Annotated in this window: 27 protein-coding genes; 14 read left to right on the plus strand and 13 right to left on the minus strand. The window is 66.0% G+C overall.

From position 1 onward, the window contains the following. The first annotated feature begins 12 nt into the window (after nucleotides 1-12). The 3 genes from QQ25_RS27225 (at nucleotide 13) to QQ25_RS27235 (ending at nucleotide 3,802) form a co-directional block, all read left to right on the plus strand. Nucleotides 13-1,110 (plus strand): acyl-CoA dehydrogenase family protein, encoded by a 1,098-nt coding sequence (locus QQ25_RS27225; protein ID WP_039325429.1) that lies wholly within the window; start codon nucleotides 13-15, stop codon nucleotides 1,108-1,110. 2 nt (nucleotides 1,111-1,112) lie between these two features. Further along, nucleotides 1,113-2,612: a long-chain-fatty-acid--CoA ligase FadD17 gene (fadD17, locus tag QQ25_RS27230; protein ID WP_039382167.1), complete on the plus strand. Its 1,500-nt coding sequence runs from the start codon at nucleotides 1,113-1,115 to the stop codon at nucleotides 2,610-2,612. Nucleotides 2,613-2,827: 215 nt separating this feature from the next. Continuing rightward, on the plus strand, nucleotides 2,828-3,802 hold the full coding sequence (locus QQ25_RS27235) for an NAD-dependent epimerase/dehydratase family protein (RefSeq protein WP_039382170.1): 975 nt from the start codon (nucleotides 2,828-2,830) through the stop codon (nucleotides 3,800-3,802). Here QQ25_RS27235 and QQ25_RS27240 read toward each other — a convergent pair. Further along, the gene (locus QQ25_RS27240; protein WP_039382172.1) at nucleotides 3,788-4,342 is read right to left on the minus strand and encodes a TetR/AcrR family transcriptional regulator; all 555 of its coding nucleotides are present in this window, start codon (nucleotides 4,340-4,342) and stop codon (nucleotides 3,788-3,790) included. The two genes, QQ25_RS27235 and QQ25_RS27240, sit on opposite strands and share 15 nt — an antisense overlap. Nucleotides 4,343-4,384: 42 nt before the next feature. Here QQ25_RS27240 and QQ25_RS27245 point away from each other — a divergent pair, with 42 nt between their 5' ends. Then, a complete protein-coding gene (locus QQ25_RS27245; RefSeq protein ID WP_039382175.1) occupies nucleotides 4,385-5,110 on the plus strand; it encodes a helix-turn-helix domain-containing protein in 726 nt (241 codons plus the stop codon). Here QQ25_RS27245 and QQ25_RS27250 read toward each other — a convergent pair. After that, nucleotides 5,047-5,442 (minus strand): VOC family protein, encoded by a 396-nt coding sequence (locus QQ25_RS27250; RefSeq protein WP_039382178.1) that lies wholly within the window; start codon nucleotides 5,440-5,442, stop codon nucleotides 5,047-5,049. The two genes, QQ25_RS27245 and QQ25_RS27250, sit on opposite strands and share 64 nt — an antisense overlap. A 127-nt stretch (nucleotides 5,443-5,569) precedes the next feature. Between QQ25_RS27250 and QQ25_RS27255 the strand changes: the two genes are divergently transcribed. Further along, nucleotides 5,570-7,123: a succinic semialdehyde dehydrogenase gene (locus tag QQ25_RS27255; RefSeq protein WP_039382180.1), complete on the plus strand. Its 1,554-nt coding sequence runs from the start codon at nucleotides 5,570-5,572 to the stop codon at nucleotides 7,121-7,123. Between the two features lie 77 nt (nucleotides 7,124-7,200). Here QQ25_RS27255 and QQ25_RS27260 read toward each other — a convergent pair whose 3' ends face one another. Genes QQ25_RS27260 through QQ25_RS27275 form a run of 4 tightly spaced genes read right to left on the minus strand, consistent with a single transcriptional unit; the run spans nucleotide 7,201 to nucleotide 11,735 of the window. Further along, the gene (locus tag QQ25_RS27260) at nucleotides 7,201-8,037 is read right to left on the minus strand and encodes a class I SAM-dependent methyltransferase (protein ID WP_039382182.1); all 837 of its coding nucleotides are present in this window, start codon (nucleotides 8,035-8,037) and stop codon (nucleotides 7,201-7,203) included. Between the two features lie 55 nt (nucleotides 8,038-8,092). Continuing rightward, nucleotides 8,093-8,926, minus strand: a complete 834-nt coding sequence (locus QQ25_RS27265; RefSeq protein ID WP_039382185.1) for an amidohydrolase family protein — start codon at nucleotides 8,924-8,926, stop codon at nucleotides 8,093-8,095. Between the two features lie 38 nt (nucleotides 8,927-8,964). Next, nucleotides 8,965-10,086, minus strand: coding sequence for an NAD(P)H-dependent flavin oxidoreductase (locus tag QQ25_RS27270; protein ID WP_039325444.1), 1,122 nt, complete (start codon nucleotides 10,084-10,086; stop codon nucleotides 8,965-8,967). After that, nucleotides 10,083-11,735: a medium/long-chain-fatty-acid--CoA/3-oxocholest-4-en-26-oate--CoA ligase gene (locus tag QQ25_RS27275; RefSeq protein WP_039382187.1), complete on the minus strand. Its 1,653-nt coding sequence runs from the start codon at nucleotides 11,733-11,735 to the stop codon at nucleotides 10,083-10,085. Before QQ25_RS27275 ends, QQ25_RS27270 begins: the two co-directional genes overlap by 4 nt. Before the next feature lie 69 nt (nucleotides 11,736-11,804). Here QQ25_RS27275 and QQ25_RS27280 point away from each other — a divergent pair, with 69 nt between their 5' ends. Further along, on the plus strand, nucleotides 11,805-12,605 hold the full coding sequence (locus tag QQ25_RS27280; RefSeq protein WP_029110305.1) for a crotonase/enoyl-CoA hydratase family protein: 801 nt from the start codon (nucleotides 11,805-11,807) through the stop codon (nucleotides 12,603-12,605). 94 nt (nucleotides 12,606-12,699) lie between these two features. Here the strand turns inward: QQ25_RS27280 and QQ25_RS30330 are convergent, their stop codons facing one another. The 4 genes from QQ25_RS30330 to QQ25_RS27295 form a co-directional block, all read right to left on the minus strand. Next, entirely contained in the window at nucleotides 12,700-13,029 is a 330-nt protein-coding gene (locus tag QQ25_RS30330) for a hypothetical protein (protein WP_234711987.1), read from the minus strand. A 146-nt stretch (nucleotides 13,030-13,175) separates the two neighbouring features. Beyond that, on the minus strand, nucleotides 13,176-14,381 hold the full coding sequence (locus QQ25_RS27285; RefSeq protein WP_039325446.1) for a cytochrome P450: 1,206 nt from the start codon (nucleotides 14,379-14,381) through the stop codon (nucleotides 13,176-13,178). Continuing rightward, nucleotides 14,378-15,058, minus strand: coding sequence for an acetoacetate decarboxylase family protein (locus tag QQ25_RS27290; protein ID WP_052236155.1), 681 nt, complete (start codon nucleotides 15,056-15,058; stop codon nucleotides 14,378-14,380). Before QQ25_RS27290 ends, QQ25_RS27285 begins: the two co-directional genes overlap by 4 nt. A 117-nt stretch (nucleotides 15,059-15,175) precedes the next feature. Further along, nucleotides 15,176-16,207 (minus strand): LLM class F420-dependent oxidoreductase, encoded by a 1,032-nt coding sequence (locus QQ25_RS27295; protein ID WP_039325450.1) that lies wholly within the window; start codon nucleotides 16,205-16,207, stop codon nucleotides 15,176-15,178. Between the two features lie 58 nt (nucleotides 16,208-16,265). On the opposite strand from QQ25_RS27295, the gene QQ25_RS27300 reads away from it, so the two are divergent. The 5 genes from QQ25_RS27300 to QQ25_RS27320 are packed head-to-tail and all read left to right on the plus strand — an operon-like array spanning nucleotide 16,266 to nucleotide 20,868. Beyond that, entirely contained in the window at nucleotides 16,266-17,276 is a 1,011-nt protein-coding gene (locus tag QQ25_RS27300; protein WP_082017706.1) for a Zn-ribbon domain-containing OB-fold protein, read from the plus strand. Between the two features lie 45 nt (nucleotides 17,277-17,321). Then, on the plus strand, nucleotides 17,322-18,377 hold the full coding sequence (locus QQ25_RS27305) for a thiolase family protein (RefSeq protein ID WP_039325454.1): 1,056 nt from the start codon (nucleotides 17,322-17,324) through the stop codon (nucleotides 18,375-18,377). A gap of 4 nt (nucleotides 18,378-18,381) precedes the next feature. Beyond that, the gene (locus tag QQ25_RS27310) at nucleotides 18,382-19,572 is read left to right on the plus strand and encodes a thiolase family protein (protein WP_039325456.1); all 1,191 of its coding nucleotides are present in this window, start codon (nucleotides 18,382-18,384) and stop codon (nucleotides 19,570-19,572) included. Nucleotides 19,573-19,574: 2 nt separating this feature from the next. Further along, nucleotides 19,575-20,453, plus strand: a complete 879-nt coding sequence (locus QQ25_RS27315) for a TIGR03619 family F420-dependent LLM class oxidoreductase (RefSeq protein ID WP_039382194.1) — start codon at nucleotides 19,575-19,577, stop codon at nucleotides 20,451-20,453. A gap of 1 nt (nucleotide 20,454) precedes the next feature. Beyond that, nucleotides 20,455-20,868 (plus strand): nuclear transport factor 2 family protein, encoded by a 414-nt coding sequence (locus QQ25_RS27320; protein WP_039325460.1) that lies wholly within the window; start codon nucleotides 20,455-20,457, stop codon nucleotides 20,866-20,868. 84 nt (nucleotides 20,869-20,952) lie between these two features. On the opposite strand, the gene QQ25_RS27325 is transcribed toward QQ25_RS27320, so the two are convergent. Next, the gene (locus tag QQ25_RS27325) at nucleotides 20,953-21,477 is read right to left on the minus strand and encodes a gamma carbonic anhydrase family protein (protein WP_039326858.1); all 525 of its coding nucleotides are present in this window, start codon (nucleotides 21,475-21,477) and stop codon (nucleotides 20,953-20,955) included. Nucleotides 21,478-21,538: 61 nt separating this feature from the next. Between QQ25_RS27325 and QQ25_RS27330 the strand changes: the two genes are divergently transcribed. The 3 genes from QQ25_RS27330 (at nucleotide 21,539) to QQ25_RS27340 (ending at nucleotide 23,919) form a co-directional block, all read left to right on the plus strand. Then, complete coding sequence (locus QQ25_RS27330) at nucleotides 21,539-22,174, plus strand: hypothetical protein (RefSeq protein ID WP_039325462.1); 636 nt, start codon at nucleotides 21,539-21,541, stop codon at nucleotides 22,172-22,174. Between the two features lie 108 nt (nucleotides 22,175-22,282). Continuing rightward, entirely contained in the window at nucleotides 22,283-23,443 is a 1,161-nt protein-coding gene (locus tag QQ25_RS27335) for a 3-ketosteroid-9-alpha-monooxygenase, oxygenase component (RefSeq protein ID WP_039325464.1), read from the plus strand. After that, complete coding sequence (locus QQ25_RS27340) at nucleotides 23,443-23,919, plus strand: hypothetical protein (RefSeq protein WP_039382197.1); 477 nt, start codon at nucleotides 23,443-23,445, stop codon at nucleotides 23,917-23,919. Before QQ25_RS27335 ends, QQ25_RS27340 begins: the two co-directional genes overlap by 1 nt. Here the strand turns inward: QQ25_RS27340 and QQ25_RS27345 are convergent. Then, nucleotides 23,916-24,938, minus strand: a complete 1,023-nt coding sequence (locus tag QQ25_RS27345; RefSeq protein ID WP_039382199.1) for a TIGR03617 family F420-dependent LLM class oxidoreductase — start codon at nucleotides 24,936-24,938, stop codon at nucleotides 23,916-23,918. The two genes, QQ25_RS27340 and QQ25_RS27345, sit on opposite strands and share 4 nt — an antisense overlap. Before the next feature lie 82 nt (nucleotides 24,939-25,020). Then, nucleotides 25,021-26,169, minus strand: a complete 1,149-nt coding sequence (locus tag QQ25_RS27350; protein ID WP_039325470.1) for a sulfotransferase family protein — start codon at nucleotides 26,167-26,169, stop codon at nucleotides 25,021-25,023. Nucleotides 26,170-26,223: the final 54 nt, after the last annotated feature.

Here is a 26,223-nt window from a genome sequence, read left to right on the forward strand (position 1 = left end):
GACGGCACACCAATGGATTTCAAGACGACCGAAGCGGCCGCCGACCTGGGTGGCCTGGTGCGCACGATCACCGAATCGGTGTGCACGCCCGAACATCAGCGTGACCTCGACAAGCTGGAGCAACGGTTCGACCGTGACCTGTGGGCCAAGCTCGTCGAGGCCGACGTGTTGTCGGCCGCAGCCCCCGAATCGGTGGGTGGCGGTGGTTTCGGCGTGCTCGAGCAGGCCGCCGTGCTGACCGCGCTGGGCCGCCAGTTGGCCGCCGTGCCCTACCTGGATTCGGTAGTGCTGGGAGCCGGCGCGCTGGCCGCGTTCGGCTCCGAGGAACTGCGCACCGAGTGGGCGGCGCCTGCCGTGGCCGGCGACAAGATCCTGGCCGTGGCCCTTGACGGCGAAATGGGTCAGGGACCGGTGCAGGCCCAAGCAGACGGTTCCGGGTACAAGCTCACCGGCAGTCGCACCCAGGTCAACTACGGACCGATCGCCGACGCATTCCTGGTTCCGGCCGAAACCGATTCGGGGACCGTTGTTTTCCTGGTTTCCGGGGACGATCCGGGCGTGACGGTCAGCGTGCTGAGCACCACCGGCAAGGGCAGCGTGGCTCATCTGGAGCTGGAGGGCACCACGGTGGACGCTGCCCGCGTCGTCGGCGGCGCCGAGGTCGCAGCCTGGCTGACCACGCATTCGGCATTGGGCCGCAGCGCCTTCCAGCTCGGTGTGCTGGAGCGGGCACTGGAGCTCACCTCTGAGTACGCCCGCGAACGCGAGCAGTTCGACCGGCCGATCGGCAGTTTCCAGGCCGTCTCGTCGCGGCTCGCCGACGGCTACATCGACGTCAAGGGGCTGCGCCTGACGCTGACCCAGGCGGCCTGGCGGTTGTCCGAGGACCTGCCCGCCGACATCGACGTCGCCAGTGCGGCGTTCTGGGCGGCCGAGGCCGGCCATCGTGTCGCCCACACCGCCGTCCACGTGCACGGTGGCGTCGGCATCGATATGGACCACCCGGTACACCGGTACTTCCTGGCCGCCAAGCAGAGCGAGTTCGGTGTCGGCGGAGCGACCGGACAGCTGCTGCGCATCGGCCGCGAACTCGCCGACACGCCGGTCTAGGGATGGGGGGTCCAACCGTCACCCAGCTGCTGGCTCCGCTGGCCGAGGTCACCGACCGCGGTATCTACCAAGAGGATTCGTTCGTCAGCTGGGCCGACCACATCGCCGCCGGCGCGCAGTTGGCTGCGGCGCTGCGGAAGCGGCTGGACCCCTCCAAGCCTCCGCATGTCGGGGCGCTGCTGGGCAACACCACGTTTTTCTCCAGCCTGCTGGTGGCCGCGGGCCTCAGTGGGCTGGTGCCCGTCGGGCTCAATCAGACCCGCCGGGGCGAGGCACTGGCCCGCGACATCGCCAAGGCCGATTGCCAGCTGGTACTGGCCGACTCATCGGTGACGGTTCCACCGGGGGTGGACTACATCGATGTCGAATCCGCCGAGTGGGCAACCGAACTCGCGTCGTACGACAAGACCCCGGTGTCCTTCGCCGAGCTGTCGGCCGATGACCTGTTCATGCTCATCTTCACCTCGGGAACCAGCGGCGATCCCAAGGCCGTACGGGTCACCCACGACAAGGTGGCGTTTCCGGGGCGGATGCTGGCCGACCGGTTCGGGCTGGGCCCAGCCGATACGGTCTACCTGTCGATGCCGCTGTTCCACTCCAACGCGATCATGGCGGGCTGGGCCGTCGCGGCCGCGGCCGGTGCGTCGATCGCGTTGCGCCGCAAGTTCTCCGCCTCCGGCTTCATGCCTGATATCCGGCGCTACGGCGCCACCTACGCCAACTACGTCGGCAAGCCGTTGTCCTACATCCTGGCCACCGAACCGGCGCCCGACGATGCCGACAACCCGTTGCGGATCCTCTACGGCAACGAGGGCTCTCCGCGGGACCTGAGCCGGTTCGCCGACCGGTTCGGCGTGACGGTGGTGGACGGATTCGGCTCCACCGAGGGCGGCGTCGCGATCGCCCGCACCCCCGATACGCCCGAAGGTGCCCTCGGCCCGCTCACCGACCAGGTGAGCATCGTCGATGTGGAGACGGGTGAGCCGTGCCCGCCGGGCGTGGTCGGCGAATTGGTGAACCCGACCGGCGCCGGCTGGTTCCGCGGCTACTACAACGATCCCGACGCCGAGACGGCCCGCATGACGGGCGGCGTTTACCACACCGGCGACCTGGCCTACGTCGACGAGGACGGCTACGCGCACTTCGCGGGGCGCCTCGGCGACTGGATGCGGGTCGACGGCGAGAACCTGGGTACCGCGCCGATCGAACGAATCCTGTTGCGTCACCCCGACGTTGCCGAGGTGGCGGTGTACCCGATCCCGGATCCCGACGTCGGCGATCAGGTGATGGCCGCGCTGGTGTTGGCCGGCGACGCACGGTTCGACGCGCAGAAGTTCCGGGCCTTTCTGGCCGAGCAGTCCGATCTGGGGCCCAAACAGTGGCCGTCCTATGTACGGGTCGGCGCGGCATTGCCGCGCACCGAGACCTTCAAGGTGATCAAGCGGCAGCTGTCGGCCGAGGGTACGGACTGCGCGGATCCGGTCTGGCCCATCTCCCGCTGACCGCGCACCCGGCGCCCCTCCTTGAGCGGCAACGCTATTCATGCGAAATGCGCGATCCGCGCCAATAACGCTGTGGCGGCCTGAAGCGGATTTTTCCGCCATGGCGTTACTGGCGCGGTTGTGCAACCTCCTCGGCGCAACACCTCGAGGCCCCTGCATGGCACCCTGCGCCACCCGTTTCGATACCATTGGCATCGAAATATGGGAGGCGCAGCATGCACATCGCAGTGACCGGAGGCACCGGCTACCTCGGCGCCCACACCGTGCGGGGCCTGCTGGCCGCCGGCCATCACATCCGTCTGTTGGTCGCACCGGGCTGCGGTGCCGATGAGGTGATCGGCCGTCTTGCCGCGCTCGGTGAGATGTCCGTGCTCGAGGGCGACATCCGTGACGGTGACACCGTGGCGAAGCTGCTGACCGGCTGCGACGCGCTGATCCATGCCGCGGGCATCGTCGGCACGGATCGCCGGCGCGAGAAGCTGATGTGGGAGATCAACGCCCACGCAACGGAATCGGTGCTGAATCGCGCCGTCGAGGCCGGTCTCGATCCGATCGTCTCGGTCAGCAGTTACAGCTCGCTGTTTCCGCCGCCGAACGGGGTGATCTCCGCCGATACCCCGCCGGCGCCGGGCCGCAGCCCGTACGCCCAGACCAAGGCGTACGCCGATCGGGTGGCTCGACGGTTGCAGGACGCCGGGGCCCCGGTCGTGGTCACCTATCCGTCGAGCGTGGTGGGTCCGGCCTACTTCACCGCTGCCGGCGTCACCGAGCGCGGCTGGGCACCGATCGCCAAAGCCGGTCTGGCTCCCCGGATGACCGGTGGCATGCAGATGATCGACGTGCGCGACGTCGCTTTGGTACACGAGCGGTTGATGGCCCCGGGCCGCGGCCCCATGCGCTACGTCTGCGGCGGCGTGATGGTGTCGTTCAACGAGATGATCGACGTGCTGGAACAGGGCGCCGCCCGCAGAATCCGCCGAATCCCGTTGTCGGCGGCCGCCTTCCGCGGCATCGGCTGGTGCTCGGATCTGCTCGGCGGGGTGCTGCCACTGGGTGACGGGATCAGCCACGAGGCGGCGATGCTGCTCACCGCGGCCACTCCTACCGATGATGCGAGCACCCTCGCCGATCTCGGCATCGTGGCGTGGCGTTCGCCGCAGACTGCCATGCTGGCGTCATTCGCCAGGTGACACACCCAGGGCCTGGCTGAGCAGCTGCACCAGCTGCTGCTGGAGTTCGGGCGAATCATCGTCGGTCGCCACTGTGGTGGTGAACAGCGCCGCACCCGCCGCCATGGAGAGCACAGCCTTCGCGTCCGATTCCGTCCCGTATCCCCTGGCGGTGAACATCTCGATCGCCGGCCCGCTGAAGCCGTCCCACAGCGACCTGCGCAGTGCGGCGTTCTCACGCAGCGCCAGCAGCAGCCCGGGCACCGCCTCACTCACGTCGGGGCGGCTGAACAACTGATGGCTACCCCGTACCACCCAGTCGATCCAGCCGCCCAGGTCGGTGCCGGAAAATGGTGACATGTCCGGTGATTCGCCAAGTATCGCGTGCAGCACCAATTCAGCTTTGGACGACCAACGCCGATTGAGGCTGGACCTGCCCACCCCGGAGCGCGCCGCGACCAGCCGAACGCTGAGATCGTCCCAGCCGACCTCGACCAACAGCTCCCGCGTGGCCGCGAGCACCCGCTCGTCGATCGACGTGTCGCGTGGTCGCCCGGCCATTCCCCGATTCAACCGCATGATCGCGCGGGTAGCGTCGGGGACGTGGGCTACCGCGAGCACGATCCGCCGCCACCACTGAGCGACCTCGTGGAGTGCCGATGGGTACGCACCGGCCCGGCACAGCCCGGCCGTGTTCTGCCCGACGGGTGCATGGATCTGATCGAGATGGACGACAAGGTCGTCGTCGCCGGACCCGACACCGCGGCGTTCATCGCTGCCGGCAGCCGGGATCCCATCCAGGGGTTACGGTTTCGGCCCGGAGCCTTGCCGCGACTGCTCGGTGTCCCGGCGTACGAGCTGCGCAACACGCGGGTGGATCTGCTCGAGCTGTGCCGCATCGACCGCAGTGGGTCGCTCGACACGCTCGCCGTGACACTGGCCGCCCGGGCGATTCGAGCCGAGACCGCGCCATGGCCCCTCCCTGTACTTCGTGACGTCACGGGTCGACTGGCGGCCGGCGAATCGGTCTCTGCGACGGCACGTCATGTCGGCTGGTCGCCCCGAACCATGCAGCGGCAGTGCGCGGCGGTCTACGGATACGGGCCTGCGACCCTGCGCCGCATCCTGCGGTTCCGCCGCGCGGTCGGGCTGATCGGCACCGGCATGAGCGTCGGCGCTGTCGCGGCGCAGGCCGGCTATGCCGATCAGCCCCACCTGCACCGTGAGATCCGCGCGTTGGCCGGAGTGGGAATTCGTGAACTGCGTCAAGCGCCCAATGGCGCGAACAGGTCCACCGAGGTGCCGTCGGGATCTTCGACGGTCGCGTAGCGCTGGCCCCAGGGTGCGTCGAACGGCGTGAGGGTTCCCGGGTGGCCGGCGCCGGTGAGTCGCTCATAGAGCTCGTCCACCTCGGCCGGCGAGGCCAACCCGAAGGCCAGCGCGACACGTCCGGGCCCGGTCGGCGGCGTCCAGCCGGGGTGCATTCCGGCGATCACCTCCTCGGTGTCGAACGCGAGACGATTTCCGCCCGGCAGCGCTACCTCCACGTGCGGCCCGTCCGGTCGGGGCACCGGCAGACCGAGGAGCCGGTAGAAATCCAGGGATCGGGTCAGGTCCGTGGTGACGATCTCGATGACCGCCGCACTCAGGTTCAAAGCCATAACCGCAGGTTAGAACGGCCGATCGCGTCTCGTCGTGAACAGATCGGACAAGCTGTGTCTTTGTCGGACTGCCGGTACCGAGTAGGTTGGCCATGACTGTTAGTTACTTGCCAGTAGGGAGTCCCAGATGCCCGCTCCGTCCGCCGCCGACTTCGCCCGCCTGCGCGCGCTCGTCGCCATCGACGACGTCGAAGCCCGGCAGTCCAAGCCGATCGACGAGGTGTTCACCGGCAAGGAGCTGACCACCATCCCGGTCGGCACCGCCGATGACGTGACCGCCGCGTTCACCAAAGCCCGCGCCGCACAGGCGCAGTGGGCCAAGCGTCCGGTCAAGGAACGCGCAGCCATCATCAAGCGCTTCGGCACCCTGCTGGCTCAGAATCGCGACTTCCTGATGGATGTGGCCCAGGCCGAAACCGGCAAGGCCCGCTCAGCCGCGCAGGAAGAGATCGTGGACATGATCTTGAACGCGAACTACTACGCGCGCGAGGCGGCCCGCCTGCTCTCGACCAAGCGGGTGCAGGGTCTACTGCCCGGCTTCGTCAAGACCGTGGTCAATCACCATCCCAAGGGCGTCATCGGAGTCATCTCGCCGTGGAACTACCCGATGACCCTGTCGATCTCGGATTCCATCCCGGCCCTGCTCGCCGGCAATGCCGTGGTGGTCAAACCCGACAGCCAGACCCCCTACTGCACGCTGGCCAATGCCGAGCTGCTGTACGAGGCCGGACTGCCGCGCGATCTGTTCGCGGTCGTGCCCGGGCCGGGCTCGGTGGTGGGCACCGCGATCGTCGAACACTGCGACTACATGATGTTCACCGGTTCGACGGCCACCGGGCGATCACTGGCCGAACAGTGCGGCCGCCGCCTGATCGGCTTCTCCGCCGAACTCGGCGGCAAGAACCCGATGATCGTCACCAAGGGAGCCAACCTGAAGGTGGCCGCCAAAGCCGCCACACGCGCCTGCTTCTCCAATGCCGGTCAGCTGTGCATCTCGATCGAGCGGATCTACGTCGAGCGGGACGTCGCCGACGAGTTCACCGCCAAGTTCGCCGAGCAGGTGCGCAACATGAACCTCTCGGCGGCCTATGACTTCACCGCCGACATGGGCAGCCTGATCTCAGAAGATCAGATCAAGACCGTATCGGGCCACGTTGACGATGCAAAAGCCAAGGGCGCCAAGGTTGTTGCCGGCGGCAATGCACGTCCGGACATCGGCCCGCTGTTCTTCGAGCCGACCGTGCTGACCGGCGTCACCGACGAGATGGAATGCGCGCGTAACGAGACCTTCGGTCCGCTGGTGTCGATCTACCCCGTCGACTCGGTCGAAGAGGCCGTCGAGAAGGCCAACGACACCGAGTACGGCCTCAACGCCAGTGTGTGGGCCGGGTCGAAGTCCGAGGGTGAGGCGATCGCCGCCCGCATCAATTCCGGCACGGTCAACGTCGACGAGGGCTACGCCCTGGCGTTCGGCAGCACGGCGGCCCCGATGGGCGGGATGAAGGCCTCCGGTGTAGGACGGCGTCACGGGGCCGACGGAATCCTCAAGTACACCGAATCCCAGACGGTCTCCACTGCACGGGTGATCAATCTCGATCCGCCGCTGGGGATTTCACAGACCGTGTGGCAGAAGGCGCTGACGCCGATGATCCGGGCGCTGCAGAAGCTGCCCGGCCGCTAGACCGATCGAATGTGCGTACAGATCGCGAAAACGCACGAAATCGCGATCTGTATGCACGCTCGGGCTCTGCTCTGTCGCTATCCGGGACGCCGCGCGACGACTGCGAAATTCAGCGGGATCCGAGGCGCCTCGGGCGGCAGCATCCAGCCTTGAGGGCAAGGCACCAGAGCCGGGAAAGCCGGCCAGTCCATGTAGGGCAGTTCGGCCAATGCCTCGATGACGAGTCCGGCCTGCAGTAGGGACGTCACCACTTCGGACAGGTCGTGGCACCACTCGTGGTTACGCACCTGGGTGATCTGACCGGCCGAGTTCTCGGTGTAAGTCCCTGAGTCGTCGTAGGTTCGGACGCCGCCACCGCTGAGGTAATCGTCGGTGATGTTCCACGGTTCGTAGTCCATCGCGCTCAGGATCGGATGGTCGTCGCGGATCATGAACACGCCGCCCGGCTCGAGCAGGTCGTGGATCGATCGGGCCCAGCTGGCCAGTTCCGGCAGCCACACGATGGTTCCGGTACTGGTAACCACGGTCTCGAAGCGTCGCTGGATCAACGCCGACGCGAACCGGGCATCGCCCTCGACCCAGGTGATGTCGCGGCCGTCGGCTTCGGCAATTCTGGCCGCATGCCGCAGCGAATTCGGGGACAGGTCGACCCCGTGGACATCGCGGGCACCCAGCCTCGCCCATGAGATGGTGTCGGTGCCGATGTGGCACTGCAGGTGCAGAAGAGAGCGGTCTTTCAACCCGGCTTCCGGTAGGTGCGGCGCAAGCACGTCGAGGTCGTTGCGCACCACCCATGAGATCTCGGTGGGATCGGCCAGGAATCCTGCCACGTCATACATTTCGGAACTGGCATGCACATCGGCCCGCTCATCCCAGTTCGCGCGGTTCGCCGCAAGAGCGTCGGCTTCGTTCACCAGCTGATCCTTTCCTCGCCGACGCGACCATACCGGGCTGGACGAGGAAGTGCCGCTAGGTTTTTACCGGACCGCTCAGTTTGAACAGCCGTTGGGCATTGCCGCCCAGATAGTCGGACCGCGCCTCGTCGGTGAGGTCCAGTTCATCCAGGCCGGCGAGGGCGTGCTCGTGAACAATCATCGGGTAATTCGTGCCGAACAGAGTTTTCTGTTGTCCGGTACGGGTTTTCATGAACCTGACGAGTTCGGGTGGCAGGCGTTTGGTGGTGTAGGCCGACGTGTCGATGTAGACGTTCTCGTGCTTGCGGGCGACGGCAACCATCTCCTCTGTCCACGGGTAGCCGACGTGCCCGCACACGATCACCAGCTCAGGAAAATCCAGCGCCACCTGATCGATGTAGGGAATCGGGCGCCCCGTCTCCGACGGGCGGAGCGGGCCGGTGTGGCCGACCTGCGTGCAGAACGGCACACCGAGTTCCACGCACTCGGCGAACAGCGGGTAGTAGCGCCGGTCGGTGGGCGCGGCGCCCCATAGCCACGGCACCACCCGCAGCCCGACGAAGCCGTCGTCGCGCACCCGGCGCCGCAGTTCTCGGATTGCCTCCATCGGACGGTCCAGATCCACTGTAGCCAGACCCGCAAACCGGTTCGGGTGCAAACGAATCCATCCGGCGACCTCGTCATTGGAGATCAGGTCGAGGCCGTTGGGACCACGCCACGCGCTGAGCAACCCGACATCAACCGAACCGGCGTCCATCGCGGCCAGCGTGGCCTCGATCGGTACCTCGTCGTCCGGTATCGCCCCGCCGGTCCAGCGCCGCAGCGACGCGAAAATGTCGTTGCCGAGAAACCGCAGCGTCGGGTGCTGCATCCATACGTCGACGGTCATAGTGCTCGACTGTAGCCGCGAGCACCGCGCGGAAAGCCCTACTTTTGGGCGATACCGTCCAGGCGCTTGGTGGCCGCCTCGAAACCGCTCACCAGCTCAGCGATGATGTCGGCGACAGGGCGGATCTCGTTCATGCGTCCCACGATCTGACCGACCGGCATCGACACGGTGTCGGGATTGTCCGACTCGTTCATCCGCTGATGAGCCTCGCTGACCAGAATGTTCTGCAGTGGCATCGGCAGCGGCTCCGGGGCATCCGGCGCGTCCCAGGCGTCGGTCCACTTGGTCTTGAGCAACCGGGCCGGCTTGCCGGTGTAGATCTTGCGGCGCACGGTGTCGGCGGTCGTCGCCCGCAGCAGCGCCTCCTGGATCGTCGAGGTGCCGCCGGGCAGACGGTGCCCGAGGTCATACTCGGCCGAGGTCAGGAACGCCGAGCCCATCCACACACCCGAGGCGCCCAGCGCCAGGGCGGCGGCCACCTGCTTGCCGGTGCCGATACCACCGGCAGCCAGCACGGGGGCCTTACCGTCAAGGGCATCAACGATTTCCGGCCACAGCACCATCGAGCCGATCTCGCCGGTGTGCCCACCGGCCTCGTGCCCCTGGGCGACGACGATGTCGACGCCGTTCTCGACGTGGCGCAGCGCGTGCTTGGCACTGCCGGCCAGCGCGGCCACGGGAACACCCGCGGCATGGGCCTGCTCGATGACATCGTTGGGCGGGGAACCCAACGCGTTGGCGATCAGCTTGATGGGATGCTTGAGCGCGACTTCGACGTGGCTGCGGGCCACCGAGTGCAGCCAGCCCAGCACACCCTCGTTGCGTTCCTCATCCTCGGGCAGCGGCGGAACACCCAGGTCGGCAAGGGTTTTCGCGACGAAGTCGCGATGGCTCTGCGGGATCAGCTTGTTGATGTCGACGGCGGTGCCCTCGGTGGGGACCTTGGCCGGCATCACGATGTCGACGCCGTAGGGCTTGCCGCCGGTGTTGGCATCCATCCATTGCAAGACCTCTTCGAGGTCGTCGGCATCGTTGAACCGCACGCAGCCCAGCACGCCGAGCCCACCGGCCTTGCTGACCGCGGCCGCCACCTTCTCCGAGGGGGTGAAGACGAAGATCGGGTATTCGATCCCGAACCGTTCGCACAACTCTGTTTTCATGATTTCGCTCCGACATGATTGGCGTGCACGTCATCGGCGGCCCGCTCCTCGGTCTGGTCCTTGGCCCACCGGTAGTCGGGCTTGCCCGCCGGTGAACGCTTGACCTCGTCGACCAGCCACAGGCTGCGCGGCACCTTGTATCCGGCGATCTCGCTGCGCACGAACGCGTCGAGTTCGGCCAGGGTCGGCCGGGCGCCCTCACGTGGCTGCACGACGGCGGCGACGTGCTGCCCGAAGCGCTCGTCGGGCACGCCGACCACCAGCGCGTCGAACACGTCCGGGTGACCCTTGAGCGCGGCCTCGACCTCTTCGGGGTAGATCTTCTCGCCACCGCTGTTGATCGACACCGAGCCGCGGCCCAGCATGGTCACGCTGCCGTCGGCCTCGACCTCGGCGTAGTCACCCGGGATGGCGTAGCGAACCCCGTTGTAGGTCCGGAAGGTCTCGGCGGTCTTCTTCTCGTCCTTGAAGTAGCCGACCGGGATGTGCCCGCACTTGGCGATGATGCCGCGAACGCCCGATCCGGGCTTGACCTCGTTGCCGTCCTCGTCGAGCACCTTGGTGTTCTTGTCGATGGTGACCCGCGGGCCACCGGTGTGCGACTGGCCCTTGGCCACGATGCTGGTGCCGCCGAAACCGGTCTCCGACGAGCCGATCGAATCGGTGATGATCCGGTTGGGCAGCAGCTCGAGGAACTTCTCCTTGAGGCTGGTGGAGAACAGCGCGGCAGTGCTGGCGAGCAGGAACAGGCTCGACAGGTCGAACTCCTTGCCCTTTTCCTGGTGCGCCAGAAGCGAGTCCAGCAGCGGGCGCGCCATCGCGTCACCGGTGAAGAACAGCAGGTTGACCTTGTGGGCGTGGATCATCTGCCAGACCTCGTCGGCGTCGAACTCCGGTGCCAGCACCACGGTCTGGCCGGAGAACAGCGACATCCACGTGGCCGACTGGGTGGCGCCGTGGATCATCGGCGGGATGGGCAGCCGGATCATCGGCGGGTTGGCGACAGCCTGCTTGGACAAGTCGTACTCGTCGGCGACGGGCTCGCCGGTCGCGAAGTCGGTTCCGCCGAACAGCACCCGGTAGATGTCCTCGTGACGCCACATGACGCCCTTGGGGAAGCCGGTGGTGCCGCCCGTGTAGAGCAGGTAGATGTCGTCGGCGCTGCGGGGCCCGAAGTCCCGCTCGGGAGACCCCTGGGCCAGCGCATCCTCGAAGGCCACGCCGCCGTAGCGCTGGTAGTCGTCATCCGACCCGTCCTCGACCACCAGGACGGTCTTCACATTCGGCGTCTCCGGCAGGACATTGGCCACCCGGTCGGCGTAACGCCGCTCGTGGATCAGCGCGACCATGTCGGAGTTGTCGAACAGGTACTTCAGCTCGCCCTCGACATAGCGGAAGTTGACGTTGACCAAGATCGCGCCGGCCTTCACGATGCCCAGCATCCCGATCACGATCTCGATGCGGTTGCGACAGTAGAGGCCGACCTTGTCGTCCTTCTTCACACCCTGATCGATCAGATAGTGCGCCAGGCGGTTGGCCTTCTCCTCCAACTGCCCGTAGGTCAGCTGCTCGTCGCCGGAAATCAGCGCGACACGGTCCGGCACAGCGTCGATGGCGTGCTCGGCAAGATCAGCAATATTCAGAGCCACAGAACCTAAACTAGAACGTGTTACATTTCGATACAAGTCCGGGGTTATCCAGCATGGAGGAAAGCATTCGTGAGCGAGTCTGAGAAAGGGCCCGACGCCCTCATTGAGCAGCGCGGACACACCCTGATCCTGACGCTGAACCGGCCGGAGGCGCGCAACGCGCTTTCCACCGAGATGCTCTCGATCATGGTCGAGGCCTGGGACCGCGTCGACAACGATCCGGAGATCCGCACCTGCATCCTCACCGGCGCCGGCGGCTACTTCTGCGCCGGTATGGACCTCAAGGGCGCTACCAAGAAGCCGCCGGGCGATTCGTTCAAGGACGGGAGCTACGACCCGTCCCGCATCGATGGCCTGCTCAAGGGTCGCCGGCTCACCAAGCCGCTGATCGCCGCGGTCGAGGGTCCGGCCATCGCCGGTGGCACCGAGATCCTGCAGGGAACCGACATCCGCGTCGCCGGCGAGAGCGCCAAGTTCGGCATCTCGGAGGCCAAGTGGAGCCTCTACCCGATGGGTGGCTCGGCGGTGCGCCTGGTGCGCCAGATTCCCTACACCATCGCCTGCGACATGCTGCTGACCGGACGGCACATCACCGCCGCCCAGGCACTCGAGTACGGGCTCATCGGCCACGTCGTACCCGACGGCACCGCGTTGGACAAGGCCCTGGAGATCGCCGAGGTGATCAACAACAACGGCCCGCTGGCCGTGCAGGCCATCCTCAAGACCATCCGCGAGACCGAGGGCATGCACGAGAACGAGGCATTCAAGCCCGACACCGCCAACGGCATCCCGGTGTTTCTGTCCCAGGACGCCAAGGAAGGCCCGCTGGCGTTCAAGGAGAAGCGCGCACCCAAGTTCCAGATGAAGTAGTCGCCCTCTAGGGCGCCCGGCAGGCGTTCATCTTTGAGCCAAAATTGAGGCCCTGCTCGGTGTTTCGAGCAGGGCCTCAATCGTTTTCAGGCTCTCAGCGCCAATGCCTGGGCGGAGGTGGGCCCCAATGCCCCGGCGGGGGCGGCGGCCCCCAGAACCGCGGTGGTGGAGGTGGCCCCCAGAACGGCGGCGGAGGCGGCGGCGGCCCCCAGAACGGCGGCGGCGGAGGTGGTCCCCAGAATGGCGGCGGAGGCGGTGGCGGCGGGTGCAGCGGTGCCGGTCCCCCAAACTGCAGGCCCACCGGCGCCGAGCTGATCACCGGCTCGGCGTTGGCCTGGGTTGCCATGCCGACGGCACCGGCCAGAAGTGCCCCGCTCAACAGCATTCCGCTCATCAGAGTTCGCCCACTCGTATGTCGTGCCATAACCCGCACCCCTCCATCATCGCGTCATCCCCGATTTTGGAAGGCTATCTAATTAGATGGGCTATACGGAACCTGTGAATCACCTTGCACAGCGAATACTTAACTGGCACATAGGTGTACACAGTCGATGAAGCGCGCGCAGAAGGTCAGGCGCCCACTCGAGCCGTCGGGGTGAACACCACGGGCATCGATTCGGGCCCACTGACGAAGTTGGCCGGCCGCAACGGCAGCTGGTCGTCGTTGGCCAACCGCAGATCGGGCAACCGGGTGAGCAGCCGATCGAGCATCAACCGCAACTCCAGTCGCGCCAGCTGGTTACCGAGACAGAAATGAGTCCCGAAACCGAAAGCCAAGTGGCTGTTCGGGTTCCGGTCGAACCGGAATTCGTCGGGGTTGTCGAAAACGGCTTCGTCGAAGTTCGCGGACTCGAACATCAACATGAGCTTCTCGCCGGCCTTCAACTCGGTGCCATGGAACACCGTGTCCTCGGTCAGGGTGCGGCACATGTTCTTCACCGGCGAAGTCCAGCGCAGCGTCTCCTCGATCGCGCCGGGCAGGACATTCCGGTCCGCGACGAGCGCGTCCCACTGATCGCGGTGGCGCAGTAGCTGTTCGGTGCCACCGGAGAGCGTGTGCCGGGTGGTCTCGTCGCCGCCGATCAGGATCAGCAGCGTCTCGAACACGATCTCGTCATCGGTCATCCGCTGGCCCTCGACCTCGGCGTTGACCAATATCGAGAACAGGTCATCGGTCGGCTCGGCACGGCGCTTGGCGATGACGTCCATGGTGAACGTGGTGTACGCGGCGAACGTCTCCATCAGCTTTCCGATGGCGGCCTCGTCGAGATGCGAACTCAGCCCGCACACCAGATCGTCCGACCACGTCAGCAGCATTTCGCGCTCGGTAGGCAGCACGCCGAGCATGTCGCCGATCACCGCCATCGGCAGCGGCGCCGCGATATCGCGAACGAAGTCGCATTCCCCCCGTTCACACACCGCGTCGATCAGTGTGTCGCACAGGTTCTCGATCGAGGGCACCTTGTCCATCACGCGCTTGCGGGTGAAACCGGAGTTGACCAGCTTGCGGCGCAACACATGTGCCGGATCGTCCATGTCGATCATGTACGGCATGCCGGGCTGGTCGGGGCGGATACCGCCGGTGTTGGAGAACAGCTCCGGGTTGCGTTCGGCGTCGATCACGGCCGCATAGGTGGTGGCCGCCGCCAGGCCGTTGCGGTCGCGGAACACCGGCTGGTTGGCCCGCATCCAGCGGTAGGCCTCCCGGGCTCCCCCGTCGGCGTAGAACGTGCCGTTGGTGAGGTCGACATCGGGCTTGAGCAGGACTTGGGTCACGAAATCTCCTTGGCATCAGCGAACGTCATCTGCACATTGCGAACCGAACTGGACAACAACGCCCGCTTGGGCAGGCCCAGGGCCGCGAGTTCTTCGGCGTACGGGTGGTCCCCGAGCCGGATCCGAACCCCACCCGGCCGGTAGCGCACACCGGAAAGCCGCATCTGGCCTTCGGTTTCGCGCAGAACTCCGTCGAGATGGGAGAAGGTGGACTGCACCTGCGGCTTGGCGGTGAAGGCCGACGGCACCGGCAGGCCGGGCTTGAAGTCCATCCCCACCGCCAGCCGGCCGTCGATGTTCACGTCGAAGCTGAACGGCTTACCGTCACGAATGGTGAAATCCGCCAGGACCTTCGGATATCCCCAGATCTGCCGCCCCGCCTGCAGCGTGAATTCGCCATCGACCGGCAGGTGGTGCACGAAGGCCCCGGCCGAACCCAATCCGCGTAGCCCGGACGCCTCGGAACCGGGCCGGTTCACCATGACGTTGGTGCCGTACTCCAGATACGGACCCAGATCACCGTCGATGTAGTGCATCAGCATCAGCACGACGACCGCGCGGTGCGGCCGATGCCGGTACACACGCAGACCGCTGTAGTCGATCATGCGCTGCGCGGCGTCAGCGTCCACCGAGAACATCGCCATGTGCTGTTCGGCGGTGCGGATCTGCACCGGCATGGTCAGCACGGTGCCCAGCACATTGTGTTGCGAAGGCCCGGAAGAGGGCGCGCTGTGACTCACGCCATAAATCTAGAACCTCGAGTAGACAGGTTGCAAGAAAGTGTCTAGTCGCGCCTAAACGAGGGCGGCAAGATCCCGGATCTGCTCGACGGAGCGGGCCCCGACGACCATCATGGTGACGCCGGAGGCCTCCCAGGCCTTGATCTGTTCCTTGACGTAGTCGAGGTTTCCGACGATCGCGGAGTCGTCGACCAGTTCGTCGGGAATGATCTTGGCCGCCTCGTCCTTACGGTCGCTGCGGAACAGTTTCGTGACGTCGTCGACGACTTCCGCGTAACCCATCCGGCGGTATACGTCGGCGTGGAAGTTGGTGCCCTCGGCGCCCATTCCGCCCATGTACAGCGCGAGGTGCGGCTTCATCAGCTCCATGATCGCGGGCCGGTCATCGGTCACCACGACCTGTGCGGTCGCGCAGATCTCGAACGTCTCGCGGGTACGCCGTGCGCCCGGGCGGGCGAAGCCCTCGTCGAGCCATTCGTTGTACATGCCGGCGATGCGGGGCGAATAGAAGATCGGCAGCCAGCCATCGGCGATCTCGGCGGCCAGCGCGACGTTCTTGGGACCCTCGGCACCCAGCATCACCGGGATGTCCGCGCGCAGTGGATGGGTGATCGGCTTGAGATTCTTGCCCAGGCCGGTGGTGCCCTCGCCGGTGAGCGGCAGCGGGTAGTGCGGCCCGTCGCTGTGGACCGGGGCCTCCCGGGCCCAGACCTGACGCAGGATGTCGATGTACTCACGGGTGCGGGCCAGCGGCTTGGGGAACTTCGCGCCGTACCAGCCCTCGACCACCTGCGGGCCGGACACACCGAGGCCGAGGATGTGGCGGCCGCCGGAGAGGTGGTCCAGCGTCAGGGCGGCCATCGCGCACGCAGTCGGGGTACGGGCAGACAGTTGGATGACCGACGTTCCCAGTCGCATACGGGTCGTTTCCCGGCCCCACCAGGCCAGTGGGGTGTAGGCGTCCGAGCCCCACGCCTCGGCGGTGAACACGGTGTCGAAGCCCTCCGCCTCGGCGGCGGCGACGAGTTCGGCGTGGTTGGTCGGCGGCTGTGCGCCCCAGTAACCGAGTTGAAGACCCAACTTCATTAGCTCGCCTTTCCACACACGGTTGAAACCATTCTTAGAACCTGTTCTACTCGATGCTGTGACCACAGGCCAAAGCAGCCCGGTGCAGATCGACAAGCATGAACGGCCCCTCTCGGCGCCGCTGAAGCTTGCATTCGACTACACCCGTTCAGTCGGACCGCTCCTGTCCCAATTCTTCACCGCACTGCGCGATCGACGCATCGTCGGCGTACGCGGGTCAGATGGACGGGTGCTCGTACCACCCGCTGAGTATGACCCGATCACCTACGCGGCTCTGACCGAGGTCGTGCCCGTCAGTGCGGTCGGCACGGTGCAGTCCTGGACCTGGCAGTCGACGCCGCTCGAAGGTCAACCACTGGACCGGCCGTTCGCCTGGGCGCTGATCAAGCTCGACGGCGCGGACACCGCGCTGTTGCATGCCGTGGATGTCCCCGAGGGCACCCTGAAAACTGGCGACCGCGTACATGCGCATTGGATCGACGAACCGGTCGGCGCGATCACCGACATCGCCTATTTCGTACCCGGCGATAGTGAAGAACCAGTGGAAGCATCCTCCCGTCCCGATGACCGCGAGCCGGTCACGGTGCAGGTGACGCCCAACGTCATCGAGATCCAGCACACCGCATCCCTACCCGAGACCACCTTCCTCAAGGCGCTCGAAGAGGGCAAGCTGCTCGGCGGCCGGACCAAGAAAGGCCGCGACGGCAAGCCCGGCAAGGTCTACTTCCCGCCGAAGGAAGCCGATCCCGCGACCGGTTTGGCGCTCGACGAGTTCATCGAGCTGCCGGACCAGGGCACGGTCACCACGTTCGCGATCATCAACATCCCGTTCTCCGGCCAGCGCATCAAGCCGCCCTATGTCGCGGCCTACGTGCTGCTCGACGGCGCCGACATCCCGTTCCTGCACCTGGTGACCGAGATCGATCCGGCGGACGTGCGAATGGGGATGCGAGTGCAGGCCGTGTGGAAGCCGCGCGAGGAATGGGGCCTGGGTATCGACAACATCGATTACTTCAAGCCCACCGGCGAGCCCGATGCCGATTACGACTCCTACAAGCACCACCTGTAAAGGTGCGCCCGATGAGCGCTTGCGCGAAGAGCAGAGGACTTGAGCATGACTGATATCGCAGTGGTGGGCTTCGCACACGCGCCCCACGTCCGTCGCACCGACGGCACCACCAACGGCGTCGAGATGCTGATGCCGTGTTTCCACAAACTGTACGAAGAACTCGGCCTCAAGCAGACCGATATCGGATTCTGGTGCTCCGGCTCGTCGGATTACCTTGCCGGCCGCGCATTTTCGTTCATCTCCGCAATCGACTCGATCGGCGCGATCCCGCCGATCAACGAGTCCCACGTCGAGATGGACGCGGCCTGGGCGCTGTACGAGGCCTATATCAAGCTGCTGACCGGCCAGGTCGAGACCGCGCTGGTGTACGGCTTCGGCAAGTCCTCGGCAGGCACGCTGCGCCGGGTGCTCGCGCTGCAGACCGATCCGTACACCGTGGCGCCGCTGTGGCCGGACTCGGTGTCCATGGCAGGCCTGCAGGCGCGGGCGGGCCTGGACGCCGGCAAGTGGACGGCCGAGCAGATGGCTCAGGTAGCCCTGGATTCCTTTGCCGCAGCGGGACGTACCGACTCCGAGCAGGTCACCGGGAGCATCGAAGAACTGCTAGCCCAGCCGTACTTCGCCGATCCGCTACGGCGTCACGACATCGCCCCGATCACCGACGGCGCGTCCGCGATCGTGCTGGCCGCCGGCGACAAGGCCCGCGAACTCCGCGAGAACCCGGCCTGGATCACCGGATTCGAGCATCGGATCGAGACGCCGATCCTGGGCGCTCGCGACCTGACCACCTCGCCGTCGACCGCTGCGTCGGCGAAAGCGGCCACCGGTGGTGACGTGGGCTCCATCGACATCGCGGAGATCTACGCCCCGTTCACGCACCAGCAACTGATCCTCACAGAGGCGATCGGGCTGGGGTCGAAGACGTTGGTCAATCCGTCGGGTGGCGCGCTTGCCGCCAACCCGATGTTCTCGGCCGGACTGGAACGCATCGGATTCGCCGCGCAGCACATCTTCGACGGTTCTGCGCAGCGCGTCCTGGCGCATGCCACGAGCGGCCCTGCGCTGCAACAGAATCTCGTCGCCGTTCTGGAAGGGAAGTAACGAGATGGCTGGCACTTCAAAGAACTTGGCCGCGGTGCTGGGAACCGGGCAGACCAAGTACGTCGCCAAGCGCCACGACGTGTCGATGAACGGCCTGGTTCGCGAGGCCATAGATAAGGCGCTCCGAGACTCCGGTTCGACGTTCGACGATATCGACGCCGTGGTGGTAGGCAAGGCGCCCGACTTCTTCGAAGGCGTCATGATGCCCGAGCTGTTCATGGCCGACGCCACCGGCGCGACCAACAAGCCGCTGATCCGGGTGCACACCGCCGGTTCGGTGGGCGGCTCGACCGCCATCGTGGCGGCCAGCCTGGTGCAGTCCGGCAAGTACAAGCGTGTGCTGACGATGGCGTGGGAGAAGCAGTCGGAGTCGAACGCCATGTGGGCGTTGAGCATTCCGGTTCCGTTCACCAAGCCGGTCGGCGCGGGTGCTGGTGGGTACTTCGCCCCGCACGTGCGCGCCTACATCCGCCGCTCCGGGGCCCCGAACCACATCGGCGCTCTGGTGGCGGTCAAGGACCGGCTCAACGGCGCGAAGAACCCGCTGGCTCATCTGCACCAGCCCGACATCACCCTGGAGAAGGTGATGGCCTCCCCCATGCTGTGGGACCCGATCCGCTACGACGAGACCTGCCCGTCGTCCGACGGCGCGGCGGCCATGGTGATCGGCAATGAGGAGGCAGCGGAAGCGCACTTGTCGAACGGGCATCCCGTGGCCTGGATCCACGCCACCGCGTTGCGCACCGAACCGCTGGCCTACTCGGGTCGCGATCAGGTCAACCCGCAGGCCGGCCGTGACGCGGCGGCGGCATTGTGGCGCGATGCCGGCATCACCAGCCCCATCGATGAGATCGACGCGGCCGAGGTGTACGTGCCGTTCTCGTGGTACGAGCCGATGTGGTTGGAGAACCTCGGTTTTGCCGCCGAGGGCGAGGGCTGGAAGCTCACCGAGGCCGGAGAGACAGCGATCGGCGGCAGGATCCCGTTCAACGCCTCCGGCGGCGTCCTGAGCTCGAATCCGATCGGCGCGTCCGGCATGATCCGGTTCGCCGAGTCGGCCATCCAGGTGATGGGCAAGGCCGGCGACCATCAGGTCGAGGGGGCCCGCAAGGCTCTGGGCCACGCCTACGGCGGTGGCGCACAGTACTACTCCATGTGGGTGGTCAGTTCCGACAAACCAGCAGTCCGGTCATGACCATGAAGTACACCCTCAGCGTGGCCATGGGCCCGCTGGAGCATCTGACCGGATTGGCCCGCACCGCAGAGGAAGTCGGGTTCGATTCGATCGCGCTGCCCGATTCGCTGTTCTACATGGAGAAGCAGGCCGCGGACTATCCGTACACGCCGGACGGGTCGCGGATGTGGAATGCCGAGACCCCGTGGGTGGATCCGCTGATCGCGGCCGCCTCGATGGGTGCGGTCACCTCGACGCTGCGGTTCTACACCAACGTGATGAAGCTCGGGTCGCGCAACCCGCTGCTGCTGGCCCGCCAGGTCGGTTCGGTGGCCAACCTGACCAACAACCGGTTCGGGTTCGGTGTCGGGATCGGCTGGGCGCCGGAGGAATTCGAGTGGTGCGGGGTGCCGTTCACCAAGCGTGGCGCCCGCGTCGACGAGATGATCGAGGTGCTCAAACTGGTGCTCGGCGGCGGCATGGTCGAGTTCCACGGCGAGTTCTACGATTTCGAGCGTCTGCAGATGAGCCCGGCGCCGTCCGAGCCCGTGCCGTTCTACGTCGGCGGGCACACCTCGGTCGCGCTCAAGCGGGCGGCCCGGGTCGGTGACGGCTGGACCAGCGCGATGATGACGTGTGCGCAGCTGGCCGAGACCGTGACGGCGATCAACAAGCTGAGGGCCGAATATGGCCGCGCCGACGAGCCTTTCGAGTTCCAGGCGGTCTGCATCGACAAGTTCGATCTCGACGGGCATCGTGAGCTGGCCGAGGCCGGCATCACCGACAACATCGTCATCCCGTGGATGCTCGAGGGCCTGGGCTTCGATGCGCCGCTGGAGAAGAAGCAGGACTCTCTCAAGCGGTTCGCCGACACCTACATCCACTCCGGCTGGCAGGGCTGACATGGCGATCACGAACCCCGAGCATCCCGCGCACCTGGCGGGCAAGCGGTCCCGGGATGCTGTTGCCGCGCGGGACAAGCAGGCATGGCTGGACAATTTCGCCGACGACGCGATCGTGCAGGATCCCATCGGTCCGTCGTTCTTCGACCCCGAAGGCAACGGCCACCAGGGCAAGGAAGCCATCGCGGCGTTCTGGGACAAGGCAATCGCGCCGACCGACGACCTCGCGTTCAACTTCGTCGACACGTACCAGTGCGGCAACGAGGAAGCCAACGTCGGCAGCATCGTCACCACGATGGGCGGGCACCGCATCACCACCCCGGGTGTCTTCACCTACCGCGCCAACGAGGCGGGGCAGCTGGTGGCGTTGCGCGCGTTCTGGGAAGTGGACCGCGCGAGCGCCGAGAAGATCTGAGCGGCCCAATCCCCGCCGAAACGGCATTCCGGCAGACGAAGTGCGAGTAGAGACCTGCTGGAATGCCGTTTCGGCGGAGGCAAGTTAAAGCTCGGCGAGGCCCGTGAGGTAACGCTGGGCGAGCTCCCGGTACGCGGCCGGATTGCTCTGTATCCACGTGTGTGCACCGGTGCCCGCGATCGGTCCCCGGATCTTCGCGGGTGCACCGGTGACCAGCACCTCGTCGGGAATCTTGGTGCCCCCGACCACCAGTGAATGCGCCGCGATCAGGCTGCGCCTGCCGATCACCGCTCCGTCGAGCACCGTGCAGTGGTTGGCGATCAGCGCCTCTTCGCCCACATGTGCACCGTGCACGACGCACATGTGGGCGACGGTCGCGCCAGGGCCGATGTCGACGGGGATTCCCGGCGGTGCGTGCAGCACCGAGCCGTCCTGGACGTTGGCACCCCCGCGGATGACGATGGGTGCGAAGTCGCCCCGAAGCACGGTGTTGAACCACACCGAGGCGCCGGCCTCAACCGTCACGTTGCCGATCAGTGTTGCCGTCGGGGCCACGAAAGCGCTCGGGTCGACCACGGGCGCCCGGCCCTCGAACGAATACAGCGGCATCGTCCACATATACCGCAGGAAACCGGCCGTGGCGCAGCGACGCGTACCCTGAACAGTAACTATGTCGCTCACGACAACCAATCACCCCAGGTTCTTGATCACCATCGGCGTGGCCGCGGCCGTCATCGGCACGGCCGCCGCATGCACCCCGGCCGAGAATTCGCCACCCACGCCGTGGGCGCCCGTACCGACCTCGTCGTCGCCCACGGCCGCGCCGAAGTCGCCGAAATCGCAGCCGTCCGACTACAGCCATCTGCTGCTCCAAGCCGAGGATGTCAGCATTCCGCCGGACACGTTCACCGCGCGGTCCAGCAACGTCAACCCCGATGGTCAGTCCGGGGCCAGCGCGCTGTTCGTCAACGCCGATGACACCAGGGCGATCGCCGACACCATCTTGATCTACCCCGACGTGGCGACCGCGTCGGCGACGCTCAAGCAGGCTTCCGCCGCCGTGAGCACCATGGTGACCGGTGGCCAGCCGCAGCCGGTGCCCGTGGGGTCGAACGGGACTGTCATCGCGGGCACCGCGCCTGACGGCTCCAAGGCGGTCACGCTGCTGATGTTCACGCAGGGCCGCGCGGTGGTGCGTATCGAGTTCGACAGCACGCCGGACGATCCGGTGTCGCCGCAGACAGTGGCCAGTGTCGGCCGGATGCAACAGATCGCCTTGCGAATCGGCCTTCCGGAGCGGGAGTAACTCCCGGTCACGGTGGGTATGCCGCAGGTCACGCCTCAATTATTGCCATGAGGGCTCCAAAAACTGTAACGTGTTCTAGTTAGAGAGCACCGATACGGGAGGCCCACCGTGACTACCGAACATGCCGGCATCAGAGAGATCGACACCGGCGCCCTGCCAGACCGCTATGCGCGGGGTTGGCACTGCTTGGGACCGGTCAAGAATTTCCTTGACGGTCAGCCGCACTCTGTCGAGATATTCGGCACCAAGCTGGTCGTGTTCGCGGACTCGGAAGGGTCCCTCAAAGTTCTTGATGGGTACTGCCGGCACATGGGCGGCGATCTGTCGCAGGGAACCATCAAGGGCGACACGGTGGCCTGCCCGTTCCACGACTGGCGCTGGGGCGGTGACGGCAAGTGCAAGCTCGTCCCCTACGCCAAGCGCACTCCGCGGCTGGCCCGTACCCGGGCCTGGCACACCGACGTGCGCGGCGGCCTGCTGTTCGTCTGGCACGACCATGAGGGCAACGACCCGCAGCCCGAGGTCCGGATCCCCGAGATCCCGGAGGCGGTCAGCGACGAGTGGACCGAGTGGCAGTGGAACTCGATGCTGATCGAGGGCAGCAACTGCCGCGAGATCATCGACAACGTCACCGACATGGCGCACTTCTTCTACATTCACTTCGGCCTGCCGACGTACTTCAAGAACGTCTTCGAGGGGCACATCGCGTCGCAGTACCTGCACAACGTGGGCCGTCAGGACATCGGCGGCATGGGCACGCAATACGGTGAGTCGCACCTGGATTCGGAGGCCTCGTACTTCGGGCCGTCGTTCATGATCAACTGGCTGCACAACAACTACAGCGGCTACAAGGCCGAGTCGATCCTGATCAACTGCCACTATCCGGTCAGCCAGGATTCGTTCATGCTGCAGTGGGGCGTCATCGTCCAAAAGCCGAAGGGCATGGACGACAAGACCACCAAGAAGTTGGCCGACGCGATGACGGACGGCGTCAGCCAGGGCTTCCTGCAGGACGTGGAGATCTGGAAGCACAAGACCCGCATCGACAACCCGCTGCTGGTCGAGGAGGACGGCGCCGTCTACCAGATGCGCCGCTGGTACCAGCAGTTTTATGTGGATGTGGCCGACGTCAGTTCTGACATGACCGACCGTTTCGAGATGGAGATCGACACCACCGCGGCCAATGAGAAGTGGCATGTGGAGGTTGAGGAGAATCTCAGGCTCAAGGCCGAACAGAAGTCGGCCGAGAAAGAAACAGCGCAGTCCTGATGACCACACGCAACGAGCGGAGCCAGGCGCCGGATGTCGACGACCTGGCCCGCTCGATGCTGCTCCTACACGGCGCACATGATGACGACGATCATCACGGCGGCAGCAGCACAGGCGCTGCCGGCGGTTCTTGGGCCAAGGCACCGAATTTCGCCTCCGATCCAGAACGCGCCGCGGCAGTCCGCGAGTCCAGCGCACGGGACCGCGAGCGCTACCTGACGTCGGGCCTGGTGTCGGTCGACTGCCGGTTCTGCCATGTCGCGGTTCAGGTGAAAAAGCTCAGCGCAGAACACACTTCAGTCCAGTGGTCTTCCGAGGCCGTCCGGCGATGCGCGACGTTCGAGGAGATCCGGTCCGCCGGTGGAGATCCGGCCCGTACCCGGTCATGCCCTCGGCTGACCGACAGCATCAAACACGCGGTGGCCGAGGGATGCCTGGAAGAGGTGTCCTCGGCGCCCTCTCCCGGCGACGGCTAGTTCGCCCGCTGCAACTCAGCCACACACGCACCCAACGATTCGTCGCCGGCTCCGTCAGCCAGCGGCGGCAGCACGATACCGTCGGCGACATCACCGAACCTGGCCTTCAGGACGGCCGGGATCTCGTCATGACGCCCGCAGACCACGAGCTCGTCGAGCATGGAATCGGTGAGCACCGAGGGTAATTCGTCCCACAGCTCGGTACGGACCAACGACCGCAGCCGCTCCGGAAGGTCCGCCATGCCACGCCTGGCCAGGCCGGTGGCATAGGCCGGCGTCGAATACAGGAATGCCAACATCCGGCGTTGCCGTTCCCGTTCTCTGGCCACGGCCTCGTCGGTGCGGCCGGTGGCGATGGCGGTCGAAGCGACGACGAGCGGTTCGTCCGCCCTGCCGGAGCTGTCGGCGCCCAGCGCCAATGCGGGGCGCGCCACGTCGCGCAGGTAGTCGGGGTCCGAGTTGGTGGAGTGCGTGACGATCCCGTGCGCGATGCCTCCGGCGAGTTCACACATTCCGGCGTTCACCGCTCCCAGCCAGACCGGCGGGCGCACCGCGTCGCTCGGGCCGGGATTGAAGTAGGGCTGCATCCGGGTCAGCCGGTAGTTGTCACTCTCGAAATGCACTGTGTCCCCGGTGCGGAACGCCTCGAACAGGGCGTCCAGCGCACCAACGTAATCCCTGAGCCGGGCAATCGGATCGCTCCACGGCATGCCGTAGCGATCCCGGATGTTCTGCTTGATCTGCGTACCCAGGCCGAGCTCGAACCGTCCGCCGGAAAGCACCGACAGGTCCCAGGCTGTGTACGCCGTCAGCGTCGGACTGCGCACGAATGCCAGTGTCACGGCGGTACGCACGGTGATGCGCGAGGTGTGTTCGAGGGCCAGAAGTGAGACCGCGAGGGAATCGTGCACGGTCTCCGCGACATGCAGGCCGTCAACGCCCAGGTGCTCGGCCCGCCGCGCGTAGTTCGCGGTGGCGGTCAGCGGCATACGCGGGTCGAGCGCCAGATAGACCTTCATCTAGGGATTCTCCCGCGACCAGACGCAGAATCGCACGAAACCCCACTGGGTAATGCGATTCTCCGCCTGCTCGCGGAGAAGGTCACAGCCCCTTGAACCGCTCCTTGACCGTCTCGGAGGTCAACCCGTAGTCGGCCAGTGAATAGGTGTGCTTCGGCGCGCGCGGGCCCTGCTTGCTGGCTGTGTGGCTGTCGGTCACGGCCTGCCGCGCGGCGTCGGTGAAGTCGAGACCGAACGTGCGGTAGATGCCTTCGACTGCACCGATCGGGTCCTCGATGAACTCGAAATAGTCGACGTCGCAGAACTGCGCCGGATCATGCTTGGCCCGTTCGGCATTGAACAATTCCAGTCCGCGCGACCAGGTTTCCATGGCGTCTTCGCCGATGACATTCCCGGTGAACGTGTTGGACCACCCGGCGGTGGTGTGCTGCGACAGCGAGCACATCGAGGCCATGATGGTCTCCGCCGGGCGGTGGCACTGGACCACCAATGCGTCCGGGTATGTCGCGAACAGCGCATCCAGGGCGAACAGATGACTGGGATTCTTGAGCACCCAACGCTTCTCGGGCTCGTTGAGGCCGATCAGCTGCAGGTTCTTCCGGTGCCGCCGATAGGGCTTGGTCCAGTCCTGACGAGCCAGCCACCGCGAGTAGGTCGGCACATGGGCCAGCGTCTCGTAGGACACCGAGTGCAACGACTGGCGCAGCAACTGCCAGCATTCCTCGACCTCGTCAGCGGTCATGTAGTGCAGGCCCGTGTAATCCGGGTTCTCCTCATGGGCCTGCTTGAATCGGGCATCGAGCGCACTGAAGACCGGGTTGTCAGGCCAGGTTTCGCGCGGCGGCCGCGGCTGCGGGAACTCCGCCAGCCACATCTCCAGCCCCTGATGCATGGGGTCAGCGGTCAGCAACCGGTGGATCACCGTGGTCCCGGTGCGCGGCAGTCCGGTGACGAAGATCGGCTGTTTGATCGGCACGTCGGCGTGCTGGGGGTACTGCTTGAACGCGGCTTCCGAGACGAGACGGGCCACCAGTGCGTTGCGGGTGAAGAAGCGCTGCATCTTGCTGCCGAGTTCGGTCAGATCGGCGTCGCGCTGGTACGACTCCAGCAGCACCGCGAGTGCTTCCCGATAGTTGTCGTCGTCGGTTCCGAAATCATCCAGACCGCAGGCCTTTACGGCCGAGGCGTGCAGATCCTCGACGGTGCCCACGTTGGTCCGCGGCCCGCTCATGGCGCGACTCCTTCTCGCTCGTGCCTCGCTGCGATCATCACTCGTCGTCGCCTT

The sequence above is a fragment of the Mycolicibacterium setense genome, assembly GCF_000805385.1.
Classification (GTDB): Bacteria; Actinomycetota; Actinomycetes; order Mycobacteriales; family Mycobacteriaceae; genus Mycobacterium; species Mycobacterium setense.

Coding starts and splice junctions, on each gene's coding strand:
- QQ25_RS27240 (WP_039382172.1), bottom strand. CDS start 4,342: ATGGCCGGGCGACCACGCGACACGTCGATCGACGAGCGGGTGCTCGCG.
- QQ25_RS27325 (WP_039326858.1), bottom strand. CDS start 21,477: ATGCCGCTGTATTCGTTCGAGGGCCGGGCGCCCGTGGTCGACCCGAGC.
- QQ25_RS27235 (WP_039382170.1), top strand. CDS start 2,828: ATGCACATCGCAGTGACCGGAGGCACCGGCTACCTCGGCGCCCACACC.
- QQ25_RS27320 (WP_039325460.1), top strand. CDS start 20,455: ATGGCGATCACGAACCCCGAGCATCCCGCGCACCTGGCGGGCAAGCGG.
- QQ25_RS27295 (WP_039325450.1), bottom strand. CDS start 16,207: ATGAAGTTGGGTCTTCAACTCGGTTACTGGGGCGCACAGCCGCCGACC.
- QQ25_RS27330 (WP_039325462.1), top strand. CDS start 21,539: ATGTCGCTCACGACAACCAATCACCCCAGGTTCTTGATCACCATCGGC.
- fadD17 (WP_039382167.1), top strand. CDS start 1,113: ATGGGGGGTCCAACCGTCACCCAGCTGCTGGCTCCGCTGGCCGAGGTC.
- QQ25_RS27340 (WP_039382197.1), top strand. CDS start 23,443: ATGACCACACGCAACGAGCGGAGCCAGGCGCCGGATGTCGACGACCTG.
- QQ25_RS27310 (WP_039325456.1), top strand. CDS start 18,382: ATGGCTGGCACTTCAAAGAACTTGGCCGCGGTGCTGGGAACCGGGCAG.
- QQ25_RS27350 (WP_039325470.1), bottom strand. CDS start 26,169: ATGAGCGGGCCGCGGACCAACGTGGGCACCGTCGAGGATCTGCACGCC.
- QQ25_RS27345 (WP_039382199.1), bottom strand. CDS start 24,938: ATGAAGGTCTATCTGGCGCTCGACCCGCGTATGCCGCTGACCGCCACC.
- QQ25_RS27250 (WP_039382178.1), bottom strand. CDS start 5,442: ATGGCTTTGAACCTGAGTGCGGCGGTCATCGAGATCGTCACCACGGAC.
- QQ25_RS27305 (WP_039325454.1), top strand. CDS start 17,322: ATGACTGATATCGCAGTGGTGGGCTTCGCACACGCGCCCCACGTCCGT.
- QQ25_RS27265 (WP_039382185.1), bottom strand. CDS start 8,926: ATGACCGTCGACGTATGGATGCAGCACCCGACGCTGCGGTTTCTCGGC.
- QQ25_RS27290 (WP_052236155.1), bottom strand. CDS start 15,058: ATGCCGGTGCAGATCCGCACCGCCGAACAGCACATGGCGATGTTCTCG.
- QQ25_RS30330 (WP_234711987.1), bottom strand. CDS start 13,029: ATGGCACGACATACGAGTGGGCGAACTCTGATGAGCGGAATGCTGTTG.
- QQ25_RS27315 (WP_039382194.1), top strand. CDS start 19,575: ATGAAGTACACCCTCAGCGTGGCCATGGGCCCGCTGGAGCATCTGACC.
- QQ25_RS27255 (WP_039382180.1), top strand. CDS start 5,570: ATGCCCGCTCCGTCCGCCGCCGACTTCGCCCGCCTGCGCGCGCTCGTC.
- QQ25_RS27225 (WP_039325429.1), top strand. CDS start 13: ATGGATTTCAAGACGACCGAAGCGGCCGCCGACCTGGGTGGCCTGGTG.
- QQ25_RS27270 (WP_039325444.1), bottom strand. CDS start 10,086: ATGAAAACAGAGTTGTGCGAACGGTTCGGGATCGAATACCCGATCTTC.